The organism is Veillonella parvula (assembly GCF_002005185.1).
Lineage (GTDB): Bacteria > Bacillota > Negativicutes > Veillonellales > Veillonellaceae > Veillonella > Veillonella parvula_M.
The window spans coordinates 553,123-576,710 of the sequence record NZ_CP019721.1; the positions used below are offsets into that span (position 1 = coordinate 553,123).

General features: G+C 35.7%; 12 protein-coding genes and 2 CRISPR repeat arrays. Of the genes, 3 read left to right on the plus strand and 9 right to left on the minus strand.

The features are described 5' to 3' along the window. The first annotated feature begins 30 nt into the window (after positions 1–30). Positions 31–1,089: a CRISPR direct-repeat array (repeat unit 35 nt; unit sequence GTTTCAATACCGTAAACGGTAAGTACTGTTGCAAC). An 812-nt stretch (positions 1,090–1,901) separates the two neighbouring features. Then, entirely contained in the window at positions 1,902–3,920 is a 2,019-nt protein-coding gene (locus tag B1A77_RS02670) for a TM1812 family CRISPR-associated protein (protein ID WP_077707850.1), read from the plus strand. 60 nt (positions 3,921–3,980) lie between these two features. On the opposite strand, the gene B1A77_RS02675 is transcribed toward B1A77_RS02670, so the two are convergent. After that, positions 3,981–6,125, minus strand: a complete 2,145-nt coding sequence (locus B1A77_RS02675) for a TM1812 family CRISPR-associated protein (RefSeq protein WP_077708641.1) — start codon at positions 6,123–6,125, stop codon at positions 3,981–3,983. Between the two features lie 168 nt (positions 6,126–6,293). Between B1A77_RS02675 and B1A77_RS02680 the strand changes: the two genes are divergently transcribed. Then, positions 6,294–8,663, plus strand: coding sequence for a WYL domain-containing transcriptional regulator (locus tag B1A77_RS02680; RefSeq protein WP_237301811.1), 2,370 nt, complete (start codon positions 6,294–6,296; stop codon positions 8,661–8,663). 887 nt (positions 8,664–9,550) lie between these two features. Beyond that, a CRISPR array of direct repeats spans positions 9,551–10,391; the repeat unit is 35 nt; unit sequence GTTTCAATACCGTAAACGGTAAGCACTGTTGCAAC. A 442-nt stretch (positions 10,392–10,833) separates the two neighbouring features. On the opposite strand, the gene cas6 is transcribed toward B1A77_RS02680, so the two are convergent. The 8 genes from cas6 to B1A77_RS02720 all read right to left on the minus strand — a co-directional run bounded on the left by cas6 (position 10,834) and on the right by B1A77_RS02720 (position 22,035). Continuing rightward, complete coding sequence (cas6, locus tag B1A77_RS02685; protein WP_077707852.1) at positions 10,834–11,604, minus strand: CRISPR system precrRNA processing endoribonuclease RAMP protein Cas6; 771 nt, start codon at positions 11,602–11,604, stop codon at positions 10,834–10,836. A gap of 1,905 nt (positions 11,605–13,509) precedes the next feature. Beyond that, positions 13,510–14,118, minus strand: coding sequence for a hypothetical protein (locus B1A77_RS02690; protein ID WP_077707853.1), 609 nt, complete (start codon positions 14,116–14,118; stop codon positions 13,510–13,512). Positions 14,119–14,437: 319 nt separating this feature from the next. After that, a complete protein-coding gene (locus B1A77_RS02695; RefSeq protein ID WP_077707854.1) occupies positions 14,438–15,304 on the minus strand; it encodes a sigma-70 family RNA polymerase sigma factor in 867 nt (288 codons plus the stop codon). Positions 15,305–15,594: 290 nt separating this feature from the next. Further along, complete coding sequence (locus tag B1A77_RS02700; RefSeq protein ID WP_004694443.1) at positions 15,595–16,659, minus strand: AAA family ATPase; 1,065 nt, start codon at positions 16,657–16,659, stop codon at positions 15,595–15,597. 475 nt (positions 16,660–17,134) lie between these two features. After that, entirely contained in the window at positions 17,135–18,283 is a 1,149-nt protein-coding gene (locus B1A77_RS02705) for a glycoside hydrolase family 3 N-terminal domain-containing protein (RefSeq protein WP_077707855.1), read from the minus strand. Positions 18,284–18,696: 413 nt separating this feature from the next. Beyond that, positions 18,697–20,127 carry a [FeFe] hydrogenase, group A gene (locus B1A77_RS02710; RefSeq protein WP_077707856.1) on the minus strand — a complete coding sequence of 477 codons (1,431 nt, stop codon included), beginning with the start codon at positions 20,125–20,127 and terminating at the stop codon, positions 18,697–18,699. Between the two features lie 323 nt (positions 20,128–20,450). After that, on the minus strand, positions 20,451–20,825 hold the full coding sequence (locus tag B1A77_RS02715) for a surface-adhesin E family protein (RefSeq protein ID WP_004694437.1): 375 nt from the start codon (positions 20,823–20,825) through the stop codon (positions 20,451–20,453). Between the two features lie 112 nt (positions 20,826–20,937). Beyond that, positions 20,938–22,035: an ArsR/SmtB family transcription factor gene (locus tag B1A77_RS02720; RefSeq protein ID WP_077707857.1), complete on the minus strand. Its 1,098-nt coding sequence runs from the start codon at positions 22,033–22,035 to the stop codon at positions 20,938–20,940. A gap of 102 nt (positions 22,036–22,137) precedes the next feature. Here B1A77_RS02720 and B1A77_RS02725 point away from each other — a divergent pair, with 102 nt between their 5' ends. Beyond that, positions 22,138–23,493, plus strand: coding sequence for an MFS transporter (locus tag B1A77_RS02725; RefSeq protein WP_077707858.1), 1,356 nt, complete (start codon positions 22,138–22,140; stop codon positions 23,491–23,493). Positions 23,494–23,588: the final 95 nt, after the last annotated feature.

Consider the following 23,588-nt stretch of genomic DNA (forward strand, 5'->3'; position numbering starts at 1 on the left):
CGCTTTGCGCCTCTGCTGTCTCGCACCCTTCGGCGCATACCGTAAACGGTAAGTACTGTTGCAACTAACATTACTCATATTATTGAGTTTATCGAAAGGAATAAAGTTTCAATACCGTAAACGGTAAGTACTGTTGCAACGAAGTTTTGATGAAGCCATGGTTCTTAAGGTTGGTAAGTTTCAATACCGTAAACGGTAAGTACTGTTGCAACGAAAGAGTACACTAATTATTTGTTCATTAGTCGTGTCCGTTTCAATACCGTAAACGGTAAGTACTGTTGCAACGCGATAGATAGGTACTGCTACCTTATCGCCTGGTTGTTTCAATACCGTAAACGGTAAGTACTGTTGCAACTTAAATAATACATCGTCTACTATAACTTCACCACAGAGTTTCAATACCGTAAACGGTAAGTACTGTTGCAACCTTATTACTAAGAGTCTTCGTTAATCCATGGTATTAGGTTTCAATACCGTAAACGGTAAGTACTGTTGCAACTTTACCATTAGCAGATGAAAACATTTGCAATGGTACAGGTTTCAATACCGTAAACGGTAAGTACTGTTGCAACTTCCTAGGATGTCAATACATACCCATTGAGGTATATCGAGTTTCAATACCGTAAACGGTAAGTACTGTTGCAACGAGATGCTGTGTCAGAGATGGTATCTAAATCTAAAGTTTCAATACCGTAAACGGTAAGTACTGTTGCAACAGCACAAAAATTGAATACTTATGTAGGTTTGTTTGCTGCACCAGTTTCAATACCGTAAACGGTAAGTACTGTTGCAACTCAGTGGTTTTATATGTACTGGTAGTGAACTTTTCAAGATGGTTTCAATACCGTAAACGGTAAGTACTGTTGCAACTACCTAAAAAATCAGCAAATTTGTTTATAGTTCCATAGGTTTCAATACCGTAAACGGTAAGTACTGTTGCAACTTGTTTTGAATATGTATAAAGAGGGTAAATAAAATGAGAGTTTCAATACCGTAAACGGTAAGTACTGTTGCAACAATTTAAGAACAGGATCTACTTCTGCAGTAGCCATAAGTTTCAATACCGTAAACGGTAAGTACTGTTGCAACAGTGTCTCTTGGAAAGCCAGTATTCATGGGGCTTAAAAATAGGTTTTGGAAAACCTCATACCGAAAACGGTCAGTTTGTGCTCCCCTTAGATTAAAAATGCTCATGAACATAGGTAAATACTGGTGGTAAATGATTTTTCTAAGATTACAGTTATTATAAGGTTTTTTGAATTTGGCGTCAATATTCCTCATCATTTTCTTTTTTGATCATCTTAGCCAAATACAGATAAAACTTATATTCAGCAAATTTTATAATACATTTATTACAGTAGAAAATGATTGTGACCGAATGTTACATATATAAAAGACCTACTCATATGACATCATATGAATAGGTCTAATTAACATCAGATTCAATTATAATGATCAAAATTACTCCTCAACACAAACATGAACTAAACCAAACTCAACAAATAGTCCCATACAAACACCTCCTCCTATATTAAAAGCTTCGAATAACACAATTACAAATCTACACGACCAATCTTTCTACACATGTTACCTCCTTATTATATAAACTTAAATTAACCATCTAAAGTATGAACCAATCCAGTCTACCTATGAGTTCATAAAAGTAGAACGAATCTTTAGTTTTACGAATCAAAAGGTATTGTATATAGGTTACAAGGTTATTATAAAATGTGAACCCATATATCCCTATTCAAGAAAACTAAGACGTAAACATAAATTTTAAGATTCGCTTATATATCTATTATTTTACTGTGGGCTAGGCTCTATGTAATTTATATAAAATTTGGTATAGTATTCATAAAAGCTTCATTTTTTATTCTCGATTCTCTAGGAGCCATATTATGGAACATCATATTTACCTAACATTTTTAAGCACCTTACATACGAAAAATAATCCATATAATCCGCAAAAGCTAGAAAAAACGGTTGTTAATCTTACTGAAATAGCTCCCTTTAATGTCATCCGTCAAACCAATGAATCAGCTTTAAAGTATCTTTTACATAATAAAAGAAAAGAGAACTCCACTTTCAAATTAGATAAGCTATTCTTTTTTAAATCACCAGAAATGGAGAATACATTTAAAGAATCTACCATATCAAGCCTCAACGTATTTGAAGAGCAAATGTGTGATTATATCAATAAAACAAGTATACCTATTACGTGGAGCCCAGAAACAATTAATTATATAGATTGTGGTGACATCGACTATATAGACAATCTAAAGGACAGCATTATAGATATGTCTCAAGCTATAATGGAATATTATAAAAGCAAGTCATCTGATGACAGGGTTATCTTACATGTAGACTTATCTGGTGGCCCACGAACAGCTATTATGCTGATGATTGCCATCATTAGACTAGTAGCTTTTCAAGGTATTGAAATTGGATCTATTTTATATGCCAATGTAAATGCAAATAACAATAGCATAGTTCGAGTATATGAAGGGAACTCCATCTATAATATTTACGATATGATTACAGGATTTGCTGAGTTCAACCAATTTGGTAGTGTTGATACCTTAAAAAACTATGTAAACACCTTAGATAATCCCGATGTCCAAATCAAAGAACTAATCTCTAGCATGGGAGATTTTTCAGAAGCCGTTCGTCTATCTAGTCGCGGTATATTCCAAAGATCCATGGAGGACATTCATAAACTTTTAACAGATATCGAATCCTCTAAACAAGAAATACCTGCAAATAATAGGGAAAACCATAAAAACTTTGAAATTGAGGCACTCAAATTAATGAGTGGCAAAATTCAAAATAACTATAAAACAGTGCTAGCTAATAAAGAAGACGATTTAGCATACATTGATTGGTGCCTAGATAATGGTTATTTACAGCAAGCCTTAGCACTATTCGCTGAATTTGTACCTCGTGCTATTTTAGAATCTAAAATGATTATTTTAGATGACACAATCTTCCCTACAGACTCAGACAATGAATTGAGTGCCTCTATGGAGAACTTTAATACGATTAATGAGTATACCGCCAAAACAATGGAAATCGTAAACAATAGAGCGACTAAGATTAATAATAAAATAAAAAGCGTATTACTGAAATACTTTAGTGGTGATTTTTCAAAAGAGTCTAAGCGAATTATCAAAGAAGTATTAAAAGACAAGAAAAATAACACTAGCACTAACATTACTAGAGAGGATACACAATACCCTAAATTTGAGGAGCAACTAATAAACGATATTAATCAAATAATCTTAAAAGAAGCAGAAAAAGAGCCACATAATTATTTGAAATACAAAACGTTTACCAATAATAATGTTAATGTGCCTAGTAAGCTACTGCGACTTATCAGTAATATAGGTATAAATACCAAATCTATTGTAGGTATAAATGAGTTCAGTAAAGATATTAGAAGATATTTTACTGCTGCACTTGTACATCAATTAAAAGAAATTAAAGATTTACCTAGCGATGTTGTAACAGTTAATGATCAATATGAAATTACACTTAACGACACTAATAAACTCTTTAAGGTAAGAGATGCATTTATTTCAATCTTCACGAACTCAAACAATGATGATATATATCGTTTTCTATTTGCTAATTTTGTATCATATCAATATCCAATAGATTTATTCCCCCATCAACTTTATGGAATAGATGGACTCACACTTAATTCAGTATTAAAAAGCAATCCAGAAAAAATAACACAAGTAGCTCGCATATTAAACCTTTATAGAACATTAAAAGGTAGTCGAAATGATACGGCACATGCACGTGAAGAAAAACGGGGCCAGTTTATTGAAAGTGAAGACATAAAAAGGGAGTTAAAACAATGTCTTAATGATATTCGTAAGGTTCGTGAATATATCTGTACGTATAATCAACAATAATTTCATAAAAACCAAAAGGCTATAGATTATTACTATCTATAGCCTCTTATATTAAATATCCTATTTTCTACTCAATTCTCTTGCCATTGCCACACATTTACGCATCTCATCTAGCAATTCTTGTGAAGTAGTATATTTACATAATACTTCTTTATTCGCATGATTACTATCATTACGTGCTTTTTTTATCTCAAAGTATTGTTCAATAAACTTCATAGTCTTAGCTATATCATCTAATAGAACATGTGGAATGTACACGCCAGAGACCTCAAATAAAGGAACTCCTCTATGATTAGACTTTTTCTGTGATAACAAAAGCTCAGCCGCAGTAACTGCACTATCTTTAGTATCTGGTAACTGATGCATAATCAAACTTTTATAAGCCTTATATTTCTTTTCTTCAATTAAATGATTTAATATAGCATTACATACCACATTACGCGCTAACATACTTGTTTTTTTCAACCTAAATGAAGAATTATCTGCATCACAAATAATATACTCTTTAAATTCCTCTTTACTTAAGACTTCAGATATTATATTTTTACGTAATGACTCTAAGATATTATTAAAGGCTTCTATATTCTCTACACTTTCAAGAATATCTTGCAAAAACAAGATATATTCTAATAATGTATAATTTTCAGCATATCTATCGTCTTGTAAATAAAGTGTAAACCCATATTGATTTAAAAGAACCTCACATTTTTCTCTAAGTTTAGTAGTTTCTTCATCCACCATCAGATGAATACGTTCTTTCTGCTTTTGGAGGTCTCTTTCAACAATTTGTATTTTCTTTTTTTCGTTTCTTACGAATTTAATATAATAAGTAATTACTTTATCGATATTAGGAGCTACTTCATCTTTTTTTGCATTTATCATAGCTGCCAAGTATTGCATACGAGCGTTATTAATAGAATTAAATAAGCGCATAGGCATAGACCGTGCATCTTTTTCAGAAGTTTTCTTATCATGATCGGGCATGACTACATTATAAAATGTACTAAAATGAATATTATTTCCCGCTCTATTCCATGCTTTTATAGCAGCTTGGAGCAATCTCTTTTCTTTATTCTGTTGCGTATCTTCATAATATGCATTAAACACGAGTGAATCACACTTTATAATACCTTTATCTACTGCGTATTCCGGTACATATTCACAAAATAAAGTAAGTGCTTGTTGCAAATAATCATGATCTAAACACCAGTCAATATAGGCTAGTTCATCAGAGGCATGATTACGATGATGTTGTAAAAGGGTAGTATACGACTGCTCAATAGGTTTATGCAATAATTCAATTAATTCTTGGTCAAAGGTCTTATTGTTATCTGTATTATTTGCCATACTATGTACTAAGGATAAGCTATCATCAAGACGAGCTATAGATTTTTCAAATGCACCACGGCTTGAAATATTAATAGCTTCTGAAAAGCTGTCCATAGCTTTTAGCAATTTTTTTGTAGCGGTAGCAGTCGATTCAATATTACCTGTTCCAATATTTTCAGGAGACTTAAAGTAAGTATTTAATTTTTTGGCACTACCAAATAGTTTAAACTCTTCAAATCCTGCAATAATATCAAAAAGCTCATAAATATCTAGCACTTTATGAACTGTAATTTCTCCTGGGCCGTTCTCAATCTCCTTATAACCAGAGTAATATACATCATCAACAATGATACCATGATAGGCGAGCAGTCTACTAATAACAAGGAGAATCATAGCTGCATTGCGTGGGCCACCAGTGATATCCATATAGAGGCGGACCTCATCTTTATCATTGGTGAAAGTATCTTTAAAATCAAGAATCTTCTTTGACATCTCAATGATGCTAGACTTAATACGACTAATATCATCTAAGTCTGTACCACATGGGACATGATCAAGAGCATCAAAAAAGGCCTGCTCATTGTGGCCCATCACGTTATAAAACTTACACATTTGATTAACAAAGATATCATAAGATGATGGACTATTACTTTGATGTGCCATTACACCATCAGTACATAATAAATATATCTTATCAAAGGATATATCTCTTGTTTTTTCATCCTTCCATGTATGGTATAAAATATATTTCAAAGACGACTCATTCGTGGCAATGCTACTACGAATAGCATCTTCTATATCTGTATTTACAATCGTCTTTATACTCGTATTAGACACCTTACTCAAAAAAGATAAAAATATATTATGAATTGCCATAGCTTTCACCAAACCTACATTAATTGATTAACCACACTTAGTCATCCGTGCATTATCAGAACCTAACCTCGAATTTTATCCTTACATTTTATATTGTATCATGTTATATTCATAATTAAGAATCGTTTTGTACAGTCGGGAATGTACATATTTAAAAGGGAGTCAATAATGGCAACAACAACTAATTATCTAAATGATTTAGCTAGTATGCGCCAATTTATCCGCAGCTTAACCTTCGGGAACCATAATAGAGGTAAAGCAACAGTTCGTGGTATCAAAGAAAGTCAGCACGACGATGTGATTCGTCGCCTTGATTATTTTGATATCATACGTCACATTTACACGCAAAGAATTGGGAAAACATCCATTCATCATTTGGCAAAAGATGATTTTGTAGATGGCTATAATTATCTTAACAATTTATATGAATTATATGCTGCCGTTCCAGAACAAATTTATGTACAGCTCTGCATCTTATCATATATTGGAGCAAACGATGATGTAACTATTACAGATTTATATACTAATTTAAACCAAGAACCATACTTGGATCACTATATTGATTTAGTAGAAAACCTATATGAACAACGAAATAAAAAACAAGAGCCACCTTGCATTATTGACCAACAATATATTCAACGCCAAGTAAAGACATTAGAAATTTTAGGTGCTATCACCAAAACAGAGCTCACAAAAGGCTATACATATTCAATAAAACCAACTATTATAGAGGAACTATCAAAACAGCAGTTGCAAGAGCTAGCAATGGCAGTATTCTTTTATACTAATGTTTCTATTACTTCAGCAGCAGGTCATATCTTACTCAAGAAAATTATGTATTTAATTAATGACTTTTCTTTAAAAGACCAACAAAAGTGTATGTACTATGACTTTAATAATACATATTTTTCTTTCAAGGATAATAACCCAAATAATGTAATTGATGGAGATATTTTCTACCCTTTAGCCGATGCCTTACATCGACAAAAAAAGGTGCGTCTATCCTTTTATGAATCTGGGAAACCTAGGGAAATCGTTAGTCCATTAGCGTTACAAACCTATTATGGGGAAAATAAAAATATGCTATGTAGTATTAATAATGGACGTATCCAATGGAATCGTATCGATCGCATCAAGTCTCTTGAGGTTACAAAATATAACAGTACTAATACTGTACCCCAAATACAAACAAAAGATAAAACATTTGATACTTGTATCATTCACTTCTTGACCTTAAAAGATTATGATTTGGTCTACGATAAATTTATTCGTCATTTCAAAGAGTCACTAACAGTGCTCTCAAGCACAGATGAATATATAGAATTACAACTAGAAGTACAAGATGCATTACAATTATTACCGCAATTACGTAGCTATTTACCTTATGTATATATTACATACACAAACAAATCCAGTATTAAGGATAAATTCTACAATAATTTATACGCCTCTTTAAATATAGATTTTGTAGAACCAGAAGGATATAAAAAGCGAAAGAAAATTAATCGATTCCTTCATCCACTTCAAAGAAAAGAATCTGATAATAACAAAACAAAAAAAGACAAAGACTTAGATGGTACCTATGTATCATCCGTTTTAAACGATATCAACGCTATTACCTTTACGACACAATACCAATTGCAATTAGACTTAATTAATGGTGTTGTCCATACAAAACAAGATATAGAAGGATTAATTAATCATCGTAGGCTGCTCACGCCAGCCCCATACAAAAAAGTATTGCGGAATGATGATTATGAGCAATTTCTAGCCGATGCATTAGTAGAGCCAAATGAAAATGGTGAAGAGGTTGAGTCCATCCTTCCAGATTTACCTCTTGTTATTATCTCTGATGCTGAAAGAATGTTCTTAAAGGACCTCATTTCTGATACTCGAGCTAACTGGCTGCTTTCACCAGAGCTATGTCAAATATTATCTACTGAATTAGAAACTGTAGACACTACCTTTCCAAGAGGATCATGGACACGTGTTCCAACCATGACAGACGATACTCCGTTAACAATGCAAGTAATCACCCAGTGCTTACAAGCTATCCAAAATAACGAACGTATCATGATTCAAGATAAGGAGCTATCTCCTTGTCGGATAGAATACTCTGTAGGAAGCAATGGCTATACACTTATTGCCTATGACCATGCAACGGATACCTTTTTAGACTATCCACTACGCAATGAATCTAATATCATAAAAACGGCTGCACCACGACTAGAAGATATAGAAACTATATATGCTAACTATAGAGATGAATCAAAGCGAACCGTAACATTTACCTTGTACGATGCAAACAATGCAGTTGATCGTTGCTTTAACTATTTTAGCAACTATACAATTCAAGCTAAAGATATCAACGATGAAGAGTTTACCATTGAAGTTAGCTATCTTCCCTTCCAGGAAATAGATATCTTACGACATTTATTAAAACTAGGATGTGCAGTCCGAATTACAGATGATAGTCCGTTAAAAAAGCAACTGGAAACAATTTATAAAACAGCACTCATTCATGCACCTAGTATCTAATATTTATAAAATTATACGATTAAAAGGATACCTTTATATACAATAGAGGTATCCTTTTAATAAACTAAAGGACCTAGTCACATATCTCTATGCACTAGGTCCTTTAACTTTCTTGTATCCAAATCAAAATCTACACCAATTATACAATAATACTATGTACTAAAACTTAACGAATCCAAAAAACCGAGGTCACTTACTACGCTCTGTTCGAGATAGTATGAAGCCTGACATATGATTAACTGTCTATACAATTTAACAAAATAATTACTTTTCTAATCCAATTCTATACTTACTCAAAATATCACCACCTTACACACTTTAACCGATCAACATACATAAATAAAATTACTCTTCAAGTGCATCAAGCACCGCTACTAACACTGCTACTGCAGAATCCACTGCTAAAGGTGACATAACATCCCTCCTATCATTACAACTAAATATACTATTATTGGGATAATCCATTCCAATTAACGTTCATATACTACCTCCTATACCTAACACTATACATATTTTCTACAATCCCCAACAAGCTACCAATGATTTAATACAAAACTAAGATACCCTAAGCATATTAAAATTATTACCGCTTATCGGCTACATCTTTAGTATAGGATGAAATCTAATATAACCAAATTCAAAAAAACTAAGACTAAAAAAACGAGTGAATCAAAAAATTCACTCGTTTTCTATTAGATATAAAAATATAGTGCAACCCCTTATCACCTTTATTTACCTTCAATCTGTATAGATAACTGCAATATGGTAGATTTCATCGTTGTGCTGTGCCACTTCTACCTCACCATCTGTAGTATACACATATCGTAACGATAAATACTATTGCAACCGCACTTAATGAAGCAAGAAGTTCCCTTGAACGAAATGCAGTTTCAATACCGTAAATAGTAAGTACTATTGCAACGAGGGTAAATAAAATATGTGTGTAATTGCATATGCTAGATTTCAATACCATAAACGATAGGTACTGTTGCAACGATAAAACAAGTGCATCTAGTGCTAACGTATGCCAGTTTCAATACCGTAAACGGTAAGTACTGTTGCAACGCCCAACAGAAGGGTATATCCATAACGATCTAATGGAGTTTCAATACCGTAAACGGTAAGTACTATTGCAACAAAAAACTAATTGATGCGTGGAGCTGGCTCAACTCCGATAAGTTTCAATACCGTAAACGGTAAGCACTGTTGCAACTTGTAGACATTCTAATCATAGCTCCAAGCTTGATTGGACAGTTTCAATACCGTAAACGGTAAGCACTGTTGCAACCTGATTGGGAAGGCCGTCCCGATGGGGCGGTCGAAATGTTTCAATACCGTAAACGGTAAGCACTGTTGCAACCTTCTTGAATAATTTTATCTATCTGATCAAATGTCAGTTTCAATACCGTAAACGGTAAGCACTGTTGCAACTTCAGCTCAATAAGACAAGGAATTGAAATAAAATTATAGTTTCAATACCGTAAACGGTAAGCACTGTTGCAACTTTCTAATATAGCACTTACTGATGAGTATGCATTTAGTGGTCAGTTTCAATACCGTAAACGGTAAGCACTGTTGCAACGGAAAAGAGAGTTGAAAAAATGGTCGAATATAGATGGTTTCAATACCGTAAACGGTAAGCACTGTTGCAACAAATTCCAACAGTATCGCTACTGCTGTTAAGACCGAGTTGGTTTCAATACCGTAAACGGTAAGCACTGTTGCAACAGCGTGTCTTAGAAAGCCAGTATTCATGGGGCTTAAAAATAGGTTTTGGCAAACCTCACACCGTAAACGGTCAAATTGTACTCCCATTGGCTCTAAAATGTCGATGAGCATAGGTAAATACTAGTGGTAAATGATTTTTCTAAGATCACAGTTATTATAAGGGTTTATAGATTTTACGTCAACAATTAAGTTCATTTTCTTTTCATTTGAGTTTAAAGAAAAATATAATCAATCATCTACCCTTATTACCCTTAGTCTAAGACCATACCATAATATCCATGTCAATTCTTCTCATTTAATACCATATTTAGACAATTAAGATACTATCTACTATACCTAGATAAACAAGTAAAACTGTACGAAAAACTCTATCTATAAATTCAGATAAAGCCAATAATATATGAATATTAGCTTTTTAACATTCATATATTTCTAGTGGAAACTATTCTATAATTTCACACTTCACACCACCCATACCAAGTGCCGTTTTAATACCAAGTCCAGTAAATTGACTATAATAACTCAATAGTGCCAAAATTTTTTGCAATTCTATATTTCTTTTAAATTGCATAACAATTTGACCTCGGAATCCTCTTATCTTTATGCCTTCAAGACTATAAATTCCCATACGTAGATTATAGTCTCGTATAAATACTCCCTTCTCAAAAGTATCTATAAGGGAATCAGCATCCATCGTTCCAAAAGTACTAAAGTGATTCCATTGACGCAATAAATAGCGGTATATACGAAATGCTTCGGGGAAGATTGTATATTGCTGATCTACTTTAAAACTTGTGGTACTCATGCACTGTAACTTGGTCTGAGAGTAGAATGCATCACTACTCCAGAACTTATGTATCAAAGCCTCATAAGATGTCTCTTCCAAAATGGTTCTGTCTTTAATATATAAATAACCTCGCTTTTGCTTTAAAAAGATTTTCTCAGGCATTTCTAACGTAGGTCTTACTATACGATTAACTGCATCAGCTGTTACAGCTGAAAGACGCCATATATATTGTTTTTTATGTTTATCAAAGTAAATATATTGGCTATAAGGACGTAAACCAGTCTCATGTAATTGGCCTGCATACTCTGTTCCCACAAGCTCCATTAGTACACCATGTAAAACACTACCTATAGACTGTACAATTTTGATAGATAGATCTGCAACTATAACCAACTCTATAGACATAATCTCTACATTATCAGACAATAAAATCCCTCCTTTCTATGTTACGCATATCTGAATATATAACACTCACAGTCTATCGATTTCATTATATATTCATTTCTGATTAAAACCAATAGAAAACTATCTAATTTATACAAAAAGCCAGTATATCCACTAAAAAGAATATACTGGCTATATTTTTGTACCTATATGAGTTTTTGACATAAGAACCGGTCCCGTAAAAGGATTATTTAATTTAACATTAGACATGAATTGCTGCATATCATTAATGATGATTTCCATATGTTTCCGCCCCCTAAAGGGGATCATTTAATTTAACTCTCAATATGTGTTCAATGACGGCAAAACTAGCGGCCAAGAAAAAGGGGTTCCGTCCTCATCAGAGGTTTATTTAATTTAATAATCACGTAGTATGAACGCTAATGATTATTGCTGGGTTTTATGGTTTCCGTCCCCATCAGGGGATTATTTAATTTAACGAAAAAGTAGAGGGTAAAGAATACAAAAAAATGGTATTCGTTTCCGTCCCCCAATGGGGATTATTTAATTTAACCATTAGCTGTAATTTCAATGATGACAACAGGAGTTGTCTTTGGTTTCCGTCCCCATCAGGGGATTATTTAATTTAACTTAAGGAGGACGAGGAATAATGGGCTATATGTTAATTGGTTTCCGTCCCCCAATGAGGATTATTTAATTTAACTAGCACGATTCAAGATGTTTAATGTCATGTTGAATGGTAACGTATTTCCGTCCCCATCAGGGGATTATTTAATTTAACAATTCATCAATATGATGCGTTCATTTACAACGATGAACACAGTGTTTCCGTCCCCATTAGGGGATCATTTAATTTAACACAAGTCCAGGTGATTTAAAGATCGGAGACGCTACTCCGTTAATGTTTCCGTCCCCTAATGGGGATCATTTAATTTAACGTTAGACCGACTAAATCGCTGATGCGGAGACCAGAGTTAATTCGTTTCCGTCCCCTAATGGGGATCATTTAATTTAACATACATCAAATTTCTTTTATTGGTGTCAAGTTCGCCATAAAAAGTTTCCGTCCCCTAATGGGGATCATTTAATTTAACTGTTTCTTCAATTTGTTTATTCATATTAACTACCTTTCTATTGTTTCCGTCCCCTAATGGGGATCATTTAATTTAACTATATGGAATATACATATAGAACAATTCAAGATTATTTCTACAAGTTTCCGTCCCCTAATGGGGATCATTTAATTTAACACGTTTACATAGATTTCTTTATCTGAATAGATTCTAGAAACTAGTTTCCGTCCCCTAATGGGGATCATTTAATTTAACGTACTTCTAACAATAGCTTCTTGATATTCATTATCTACCATGTTTCCGTCCCCTAATGGGGATCATTTAATTTAACTTCAAATATTGTATTCCATAATATCAAATCAGAAATAGATGTAAGTTTCCGTCCCCTAATGGGGATCATTTAATTTAACGATAAAACGTGCGTATAAATCATTAGTTTTATTAAAGGAAGAAAGTTTCCGTCCCCTAATGGGGATCATTTAATTTAACCCTGTCTTTGAAACAACAGATATTTACTGGTTCTAAAATGCCAAAAACGGCGGAGATTGTAAATCTTCTCTAAAAAGCACTTTAGTAAACTAAAATAATGCCGTTTAACCGCGCCACTATCACAACGGCGCAGATTTAGTTTTTCAGAGATTAAATCTAGGTCTATTATAGCACATCACTAACATTAATGAAAAACATATGAAAATAGAGCCACCTTATATAAGGTAGCTCTATTGAGGTGCCATATGTAACTTATTTTCAATAATTCATCTGCTCCCGCAGTTTCGTTTATTTTCTTATACGCCTATCCTCCTTTCCCAGATTTCTCTCCACCCTCCTATTTGTACTTTCACCGTCCAACGAGTTATCTCGTTAGGTCTCTCCAGGCGATAAATAGTTCGGCCACGACTTGAGGGTTTTGGCTGAGTTTGATGCGGGCTAGCATTTTTCGCACGTAGTTGCAGTGTTCTAGCATCGCTTCGTTCAATTTGTGTTTGACATGACGCGGGGATTGGTACACCAAGATGGGTGCAAAGTCCGCCACATGAATATAGCTCGTATCGGGTTCTGGACCTTCCGTAACGATATATTCATAGGGTATAGCCACGTTAAAGAGGCCGTACACCACGTCCTTGCCGATAGGGCGGCGACATTTAATATGAGCAAAGGTTAGATGCGGACCATAGGTCTTAGGCGCGGTATAGCTGCTACGCCGACCATCACTGGTCATGATGTAATTGGGCCTCAGCCCTTCCTGCATCGCCAGCTCTCGCGTAATCGTTCGCATCGGCAAATGGACCATTTCTTCGCGTCCATCCACAAAATAGCACTTCGTACTGTCCCCACCACTAGGTTGATAGGTAGGAATAAAACAAACAATGTGATTCTTTGGATTCGTGTAGATCAAATCCAAATCTTCTCCCTTAGATAGCCGAGCAGCCATCAAATCTGTTGGTTTATCATCTATTGCCATGGAATCCTCTCCAATCTGATCAGGAACATTCCTTTCAACAATACAATGAACACGTGTTCTGTGAAAGCAGATTAGCATGCTTTAATCTGCTACTGACCTTATTGTATATCAGTCTGTATAATTTGTAAATATATATACAAAACTATAGAAATTTATGTATATTTAATGACTTTATGATCTTGTAACAGTTATATATACCTTGATGTGTCATTATTTTCTCATTTAAATTGAGAATTGCATATTTTATGTATATTCGTTAATCGAGATTAAAAGAAATATGCAATATATAGGATATAAATAAGAAATTAAATTATAATAACTAATGTACACGCACGTCCTTAAAGTCCGTACTCAAATACCTACGCAGCTTCCGAATAGCTCGTTCGTGACGCCGTTGGATGGCTTGGCGGCTGCAGTTCAGTTCTTCACTAACCGATACCAAGCTTTGGCACTCACCGTAGACACGGCGCAGTAGGTCTCGTTGATCAGGAGATAGTCTGCCCAAGGCCCATACGAGGCGCGCTCGCAGCCTATGCTCTTCGTCGGCACTCATCACCATATCCGCCACATTCTCGCCAGATGCGAAGATATCCATGCCAAAGGCGACTTCTCCATCATCGGTAGTGCGATCTGGGATGTGAATTTCACGGTGATAACGCAATCGTTCACGCTTCCAGTACCGCATGTAACCGTACATGATGCCAGCTTTCACAAAGCCTGGGAACGGTACGGTCCCGTTCAAGTCAAAGCTATAAATCGATTCTATGAGGATGGCCCAAAGATAGCTCTCTACGTCCTCGCGGAACTCACGGTTTCCCATGCGATTCGTATAGTGCAAGATGAGCGGTCGATACCTGCGACAGAGCTCGATTTGTGCCGCATCATGACGAAGCTCGTCAACGGACCACGGCTGATACCCTACCGTCTGAATCCTCATGTTTGGCTTTTGACAGATGGACACGAGACTCTTGTCCGACAAGGACGATAAGACCTGATGACCACAGACAAGGGTCTGTAATTTCAATTCCTCTGGAATACTTCGGGTAGACTCATCAGCTTTCGATAGTAAAGAATGAGATGGTAATGCCTGTGTTTCTAACGTTTCTGACTGATAGTTGTCATGTTGTAAGTTTGCAGTTTTAATACATATTTTTTGTACTAAAGGTTCTTCGTTTGTGTATAACATAAATCCCCTTTCCTGCCATGGCATAGCGCTTATGTACACAATACCGCGGAAAGAGTGTTTTGACAAATTGGCAATTCCTCGGAATTTCCCTATATTCTGTTATATTTGAGACTTAGTTTCCATCCACAGTACACCATACGTATGCGATTCAAAGGGTAATTGCTGAAAATATATTATTACTAAAAATGACACCACATACGCAATGTGGTGTCATTATAAGAGGAAATATACTATCATTGGGTAATAGTATTCAATCTTTAGGTAGTAGTATTCAATCTGAAATTGTCTGATTAAATCGCAATACACGCGGCTTGGACAAAGTCCTTTAGCTGCGGTTTTACATGATTATAATATACATCAGCGCCATAACCGCGCACGATATCGCCCCAGTATTTATATACATAGCGGTACCAGAAATGGAACATACTGTTCGTAAAATGGTAATCCGCGTACTTTGCGTTCCCACGGTTACTTGCTTGAATGCGACCCACGAGTCCCATCGACATGAGATCGTTCAAACGGGATGTAAAGGTACCACTTTTAATTTGGCTTTCTTGTAAAAGCTCCACGTAATACGGTCTTTCCAAGCTAGCAAGGCCCGTTAAAATAGCATTGGCTCCGGTTATATTTTTCATATCTCGATGCAAGATATATTGTGTTTCTTCAAAGAGAGCTCCCGTTACTGAGAAGAATAAGTTAATAATATTCGTATCGATGCTTTCACCATTATCAAAGTATTGTACATAGGCAGGCAACCCACCGGTTACGGCAAAGACGGTGCGCAAATCATCCTTTGCATAGTGAAGCCCCAAAGATTTCATATCAACCAAGGAAAAAGGTTTCACCTCGAGATATTCGGACACGAAAGGACCGATAAGGCTGCGATCGCCAATGATGCGGCCATCGAGCTGTTCCAGACCATTAGCCATCAATATGATGTTCAAACGACTCGTATCTTTATAGGTATCTAATAAATCGCGCAAGTGAATGGGAAACTGAGGAACTGCTTCCACCAAGGATGGATAATCGTCAATCACCACAGTCTGAGGTGTTTTCACACTGCTTTCAAAAAGTCTCACAAAAGCCTGCTGCAAACTCTCTACAGGCTCGAATGTATCTTGAGCATTAGCAGGAACAAAACGTGCCTCAAGAGCTCTATTTATATCAGCCACATGGACGGATTCATTAGCCATACGCCCCGCCAAATATATCGCCTTATGACGGCGTACAAGTTGCGAAGCCACATAGGATTTACCACTGCGATGAGGACCATATACAACACATAAACTCATTTGGCCCATTGCAATTCGGGACTGGATACGCTCTATAATTTCAGCACGTCCCACAAAATTCATATACTCACCTCCAACTATTTACGGAAATTATTATATCATAATTTTAAATCATTATTAAACTTTTTTTCATATAGTTAACATAGCTTTTTATTATGTTAATTTTTTTACGCATCAAATCAGAGCTTTCATGCGATACGTGTTGCCTTATCATCATAAAAGGCCTTATGATTACTTTATTTTCATATACCTTTGATATCAACATATCCTATAAGGCGTGGTTATATAAGTTATACATTATAAGATAAATTATACATATTAAACTATAGATTTTAATCTATATAATTTAATCTATATAGTTTAATCTATATAGTTTAATCCATATATTTTAAAAATGACGTGCTACCTAAAAGGTATAGCACGTCATTTGCATATTAAGCATATTAAATTGTTACTGAATTTTCTTATACTAAGTTTCTTAATGGTAAATATCTAATTCATAAATTCCTAATTACAAAATCTGATATTCTTAAATATCTTATGGATCCATTTGCGTTTGCATTTTCATCAATAAAATGCGCTTAACCGATTCGTTAAGGCGCTCGGTCGTAATCGTTCCATCCGCCACCGCTTGCGTCAGCGCACGATGGACTTCATCGATATGAATCGTATCCGCATCAACAAGAATGAGGTCACTGCCCGCCAAAATGGAAGCCACAGCGTAATCGCCTATCTTTTGATTGGATTGCAACGCACCCACATCGATACGGTCCGTCATAACGATACCCTTATAACCGAGCTCCTTGCGAAGCCAACCGTCTATAATCGGCTTAGAGGAACTCGCCAAGTGTTCGTTATCGATAGCGGGAATCTGAATGTGGCTCATCACAAGCATATAGCTATTCGCCGTCGTCTGCGCAATGAGACGTTTAAAAACGGCTACATCATTATTGCTGAGATACGCTTTCGCCTCATTAGCTGATCCAAAGGATGCATCCCCTAAGGTCACTGCCGGAAAGTAGTTATAAGCGGACCACATATGATTAATTTGGTAACGCTCCACCATGGCAAGGTTTATGTGACCTGCCCACGTGGGGTCAGATGTATAGGACATATTCGGTACGCCAAGGTTAGCATTAGGCCCAATGACCAAGTTAAAGCCCATATCCCGCATTTCAATGGCAGATCGCGTGGCCAAGTTAATGATACGATCCATAGGCAATTGCCCCCACCGATTGGGCTTCGGCAACCGCAAGAAACTTTCATTCCCATGCAATATGCGATCACGATACACCGCAATATAGGGTGTCACCATGCTAGAGGTTATCGCCGTTTGCATAATATCGCTGGTGAAAGTTTTCACTTGGTTCTTATTAATAAGATTTTCATTCGTTAGCATAACGCCACTGACACGGTATTTTCGGATCACATCCTTTTGGGATTGTCCTATCGTGCTACCATGAAGGCTGATCATCATCAGCTGCCCCACCTTATCCTCTTGAGACATGGCCGCAATCCAAGTGTCCACCTTTTCAGACACGGGTTTGTTGGACTCCAGGACGGCACGGTACGATACGGTTCGTACCGTTTCTTGTTCTGCCTGACTCTCATGTTGGCATCCAGTTGTACCAACGACAGCAACTAGTAAGGCGAGGCCACTCAGGACCCGCCGAAAAAACTGGTTCATCTCTCCTAAAAGCTCCTTAATGCTTACGCAATATTATGAATATTATGGGCTTTCTATGTTGCTCTCCCAATGCAACACCCATAAGTCCCCTCTTGATCCGTACAGTATATTTTTATATTATACACTAAATGATTCATCTTTTCCTCATAATAAAATAATTTTTTTTATACTGAATTATTATAATAAAGTTATACAGTAAAAATATGTGAATTTTGAATAATTATATAAAAAAATCCTACGAATCGTTTAAAAAGTGACCGCACTGTAACAAAAGGCTACGTGAGTATCAAGTCACTCATGACCCGTAGGATTTTCTATTTTATGTTGTTATACCCTAAATGGCTAACTCTACTATGAGTGTATAAACATTTGATTACTTTATAACAGCCTGCTGTTTGAGTAATCGGCTATCATTAACCTTTAAATTTAGGGGATGTTGGGCATGTTTCAGGTGTTACGTCTTTACGAGTACCAAGAACCGCGCTGCGGTCTGTGTAGTGTGTGTGTAAAAGTTCGTGTGCCTTATGGCCCAATGGTTCGCCTAAGAAATCTTTGTACAATGTTTGAATTTCTTCATTTTCATAGGACGCAACCCATTTGTAGTTTTCGTCAGCTTCGTAAAGACCGCCGATACGAGCTTCTTTAGTTTTCACAGCTTGCGGCAATTTAGTGCGCGGTTGACCGCCGCCACCGATACAGCCGCCTGGACACGCCATAACTTCGATGAAGTCGTAGTGTTTACCGCTATCTTTCAATGCATTCAAGAAGTCACGTGTATTTTTACCACCGTGAACAACGGCAACGGACAATGTTACGTCATCACCCAATTGAACAGTTGCCTCTTTTACGCCTTCCATACCGCGAACGTCTTCAAGGTGAGTCAACGCGTATGGAGGTGGCTCTTTATCAGTGATGAGCTTGTAAGCCGTACGCAACGCCGCTTCCATAACACCACCTGTGTTACCGAAGATGATGGATGCGCCAGTTTCCATGCCGATTAAGTCGTCGAATTGAGATTCTTCTACTGTGTTGAAGTCAATATGTTCCTCTTGAATCCAACGGATGAATTCACGAGTTGTGATGGAAATATCTGTGTCCATGCCAAGGGATTCGTCATTGTGGTAACGAGCCGCTGCATTTTCTTCTTCCCGTTTCGTTTCTGCTTTTTTAGCCGTACAAGGGTTTACAGATACGGATACGATATTACGAGGATCGATGCCTTTTTTCTCTGCAAAGTACGTTTTAATCATGGCCGCTTCCATAGCGATACAAGAACGTGTAGAAGACAAGTTAGGAATCAATTCAGGGAAATAAATTTCCGCAAAGCGCACCCACGCTGGGCAACAGCTTGTAAACTGAGGAATTTGACCGCCATTTTTAAGGCGTTCCACAAGCTCGGATGCTTCCTCCATGATAGTTAAGTCCGCACCAAAGTTAGTATCTACTACATAGTCTGCACCAAGTTTACGCAAGGCACCAACCATTTTGCCTTCCAAGAATGTACCTGGTTCATAGCCAAAGCCTTCACCGATAGATACACGAACTGCTGGCGCTGTTTGGATTACGACGATTTTTTCAGGATCAGCAAGGGCTGCTTTTACCTTTTCAAGCTCGGATTTAGCATGCATGGAGTCGAATGGGCATGCTGCCGCACATTGACCACAATGAATACATACAGGCACATCGCCGTTTGCATCAAGGTCGTAGTAATCAAGTACGCTCATTACATCCGCACAAGCGCGACGGCATAACGTACAGTTTTTACACTTGGAAATGTCGTGATAAATGGATGGATTGTCCAGTGCAATCGGCACGCGTTTATCGATAAATTCGTATTGAGACATGAGGACCTCCTCTAACAAACTATAACTACCAAACCTATTGGGGCGAAATATGCTAAACTACGGAGCACTGCGCCCAAGCCATACTTCTGCATCTTACCTATAGTATACGCTATGGTGAAAGTTTATACTATGTAGAATTGTTACACTTTTGCACAAAACCTCCAAAAAGTGTAATATAAATCACATTTTACCATAGAAAGATGAATAATTCATCTAAAAAACGCACGCTCTTTAAAAGAACGTGCGCCAGTGAAGCTTTTACAAAATCATTCAATCTAAACAAGCCTAAACTGATCAACAGTGTACTCGTCTGTAGGATTCAATTATTTACCGCCCCAAATAAGTTGGAATACAGCGTACGCAGGCGTACCTGGCTCAACTTTACGGCTATTTTTATTAACTTGTTCCTCTTTTACAACATAACCTTGTGGGTTATAAAGAGTCACCTTAAGATCCTTAACTTCCCGTTTTTTATGATTAAACTCTTCAGTCACGATGTAGTGGTAACCTTCGTAGTCCATAGCTTTAATGTCCATTACCGCTTTTTTATCATCTTTTTTAACAGAATCGTTGTCGATAGACCAAGTAACACCATTACTATCTGTGCCTACTGTATACCAATTAGCCGCATCAACACTACCAATACCGCCGATTAATAATGCGCCTGCTGCCAAAACAGCTGCCAATGTTTTTTTCATATTAATACCTCTCAAAGAAAATATAAAAATATACAAAATAGTATATAAGGAAAAACTAAATGTTATATGAAAACTATCTCTATCAACCCACAACATGGTAATTCATCTTCTCTTAATTTCGAAAGAAGCGATAGAAATTCGGCATAAGTTGAGTAACTAACTCTGTCGGTTCATATAGAACAAACTTCTTCACTTTTCTTGCTTTCAATAACTTTGCGTCTTTTAAAATTTGTAAGTGTCTCGATACGCTTGATTCAGTCATTAATAAAATTTGCGCTAAAGACTGTGTCGTACTTGGTTTTTCCAAAACATAATTCATAATTTGCAACCGCACTGAATCGCTCAAGGCTTTAAAAATAGTAACTAATCCCTCCGGTGTGGAGTTATAATAACTTGGTTGCTCCGCAATATCATAAGTAATAGCAATTCCTTGATTAAAAGATTCAACAAACAGATGCGGCCAAATAAAATAACTTGGTAACAACATAATAGAGTCACTGTCCTTTAAATAAACCTCTTGATTAAAAGGTTTAATAATAGCTAAAGCTCCTTTTTCCCAATGGATTCGATCAATTTGTAAATGATTAAACATCTCTATAAAACCTTTTTCCCTCAAAAATGAAGATTGCTTTTGTATTTCAATTAAAAGCTTTTGCTCAATTGATTTTTCTTTCCAAGTATCATCAAAAATTGATTTTCTATACCAATCAATAAAAGAAAAAAATCTCCTATAAACACTTGTAGCATTTCGCTTCAAATCTTTAAGCAATTGATCATTTTCATTTAAAGAAAAATCTTTCCACTCTAGTCCTTTTGCTAATGTTGGAATAAAGGCATTTTCTCTATCATCTATTATTCTCTCCAAATACTCAATTAATTGAATAGTCGGATAATTAACCAGAAATTTCTTTAAATTTTGTATTTCCTCTTCAATCGTTGTCATATGATAACGAAAATTACAAAGTAAAATAGGAGAGACCCCCAGTTCATAAAAAAGTTGGAAATAATGAAGATTCTCATAAAATTCTTCAGTAAGTTTATCTTGTATCTCAATCACCCAATCAATATTAGTTCCATGATGGCGCGGATTTAAAAGCACATGTAAACTTCTAAAAAGTTCATTTAAAGGGGAATACACAAATTGTATTCTTTGTATTAACGTTTCATTTGTTTCCAAAGCATAATCGCTAAACCGAATTGTAATAGACATAAACATCCTCCTAAACGATTCGATATTTTTTGAATCGTTTGATTATAGACTTTAGACTTATTATATTATACTTAATAGTTTTAAAGAAAAGGAGAAATCTTTATGAATAAACAATTGCAAGATCTACTCATAACAATTGTTGCAGGTATGGGAATGTTATTATCCACTCTCGATACAGGAATTATCAATATAGCATTACCCTTTTTAAAAGAACAATTTCAAACTTCAACTGATATTGCAGCCTTCACAATAACCGGTTATACTTTAGCTTTAGCTATCTCTATCCTACCTTTAGGCGTATTAAGCGATAAATTTGGAAAATTAAAAATTTCGTATTTAGGATTCGTGCTTTTTGGTCTAAGTTCTTTATTTTGTGGCTTAATTAACAATATCAGTTTATTAATTATTGGACGAATTTTTCAAGGCATAGGAGCGGCTGCTTTACAAGCTACTTCTGCCGCACTAATTACAACTTTAGTTTCTGAAAAACGTAAAAATAGCTCTATTGGTATCCTCGGAATTATGATTGGTTTAGGCCCTATTCTAGGGCCCTCTTTAGGCGGGATCATACTTTCGTTAAGTTTCTGGCAACTTATTTTTTTGATAAATATTCCTTTTGTAATTCTCGGAATTGCATGTAATAATTTCCTTCTCAATAAACTCTCCGAAAAAAACAACAACCGACAATTAGATATGCTTGGAATTACTATAAACACTCTCATGTTAGTTTCTCTCTTATTAGGATTATCTTTATTAAACAAATCACATCTATTTGTAGTTGGTATAATCCTGATACTATCTAGCTTGTTGCTCGGAATTATATTTTACTATATGGAACTTAAGAACAAACACGCACTTATCGATATCAAAGGATTAAAAAATAATCCTCAAGTAATCTCTTACCTTTTTCAAACAGTTACTTTTGGCTTTGCCTCTGCAATGATCTTTTTACTTCCCCCCTTCATTTTTGAACAATCATATCATCTAGAAGTGGGGCAAACTGGATTTCTTGTTCTAGGAGCTCCTACAGGGCTGGTGCTTTTTTCAAGAATATCCAGTAAAATCAATAACGGCAATAAAAATAAGCTATTTAGCCATATTGGTCTAAGTATTATTATCATATCCTTGATTTTTCTCTTACTGATCAATCCTAACTGGCCTTATCAACTCTTAACATTAGGATTATTCATCTACGGTATTGGTGGAGGATACTTTCAACCTGCTAATATTGCCAGTATTATGCAAGCCAGTCCTATGGAAATCCAAGGAAGTACAGGAGCTTTGCAACGAATGCTGCAAAATGTTGCGATTTCAATCGGTTCAGCTATTGGTGCAACTTGCTTAAATATCTGGTCAAATGATTTATTATTAGCAACTCGAATTGGATGGGGAATTACACTAATTCTGGTTATTATAAGTTTAAAAGAAGTATTTAAATTTTCCCATCATAATAGTTAATACAATCTAATCCAGAGGCTGTAATTAAAACTAAGTTTTAATTACAGCCTCTTTGTCATATCTATTCAATAACACACCTACCTAAAACAAAAACA

What these genes read in the sequence shown, in the direction of transcription:
- B1A77_RS02670 (WP_077707850.1), top strand. Translation starts at nt 1,902, where the DNA reads ATGGAACATCATATTTACCTAACATTTTTAAGCACCTTACATACGAAA.
- B1A77_RS02675 (WP_077708641.1), bottom strand. Translation starts at nt 6,125, where the DNA reads ATGGCAATTCATAATATATTTTTATCTTTTTTGAGTAAGGTGTCTAAT.
- B1A77_RS02680 (WP_237301811.1), top strand. Translation starts at nt 6,294, where the DNA reads ATGGCAACAACAACTAATTATCTAAATGATTTAGCTAGTATGCGCCAA.
- B1A77_RS02690 (WP_077707853.1), bottom strand. Translation starts at nt 14,118, where the DNA reads ATGGCAATAGATGATAAACCAACAGATTTGATGGCTGCTCGGCTATCT.
- B1A77_RS02695 (WP_077707854.1), bottom strand. Translation starts at nt 15,304, where the DNA reads ATGTTATACACAAACGAAGAACCTTTAGTACAAAAAATATGTATTAAA.
- B1A77_RS02700 (WP_004694443.1), bottom strand. Translation starts at nt 16,659, where the DNA reads ATGAATTTTGTGGGACGTGCTGAAATTATAGAGCGTATCCAGTCCCGA.
- B1A77_RS02705 (WP_077707855.1), bottom strand. Translation starts at nt 18,283, where the DNA reads ATGAACCAGTTTTTTCGGCGGGTCCTGAGTGGCCTCGCCTTACTAGTT.
- B1A77_RS02710 (WP_077707856.1), bottom strand. Translation starts at nt 20,127, where the DNA reads ATGTCTCAATACGAATTTATCGATAAACGCGTGCCGATTGCACTGGAC.
- B1A77_RS02715 (WP_004694437.1), bottom strand. Translation starts at nt 20,825, where the DNA reads ATGAAAAAAACATTGGCAGCTGTTTTGGCAGCAGGCGCATTATTAATC.
- B1A77_RS02720 (WP_077707857.1), bottom strand. Translation starts at nt 22,035, where the DNA reads ATGTCTATTACAATTCGGTTTAGCGATTATGCTTTGGAAACAAATGAA.
- B1A77_RS02725 (WP_077707858.1), top strand. Translation starts at nt 22,138, where the DNA reads ATGAATAAACAATTGCAAGATCTACTCATAACAATTGTTGCAGGTATG.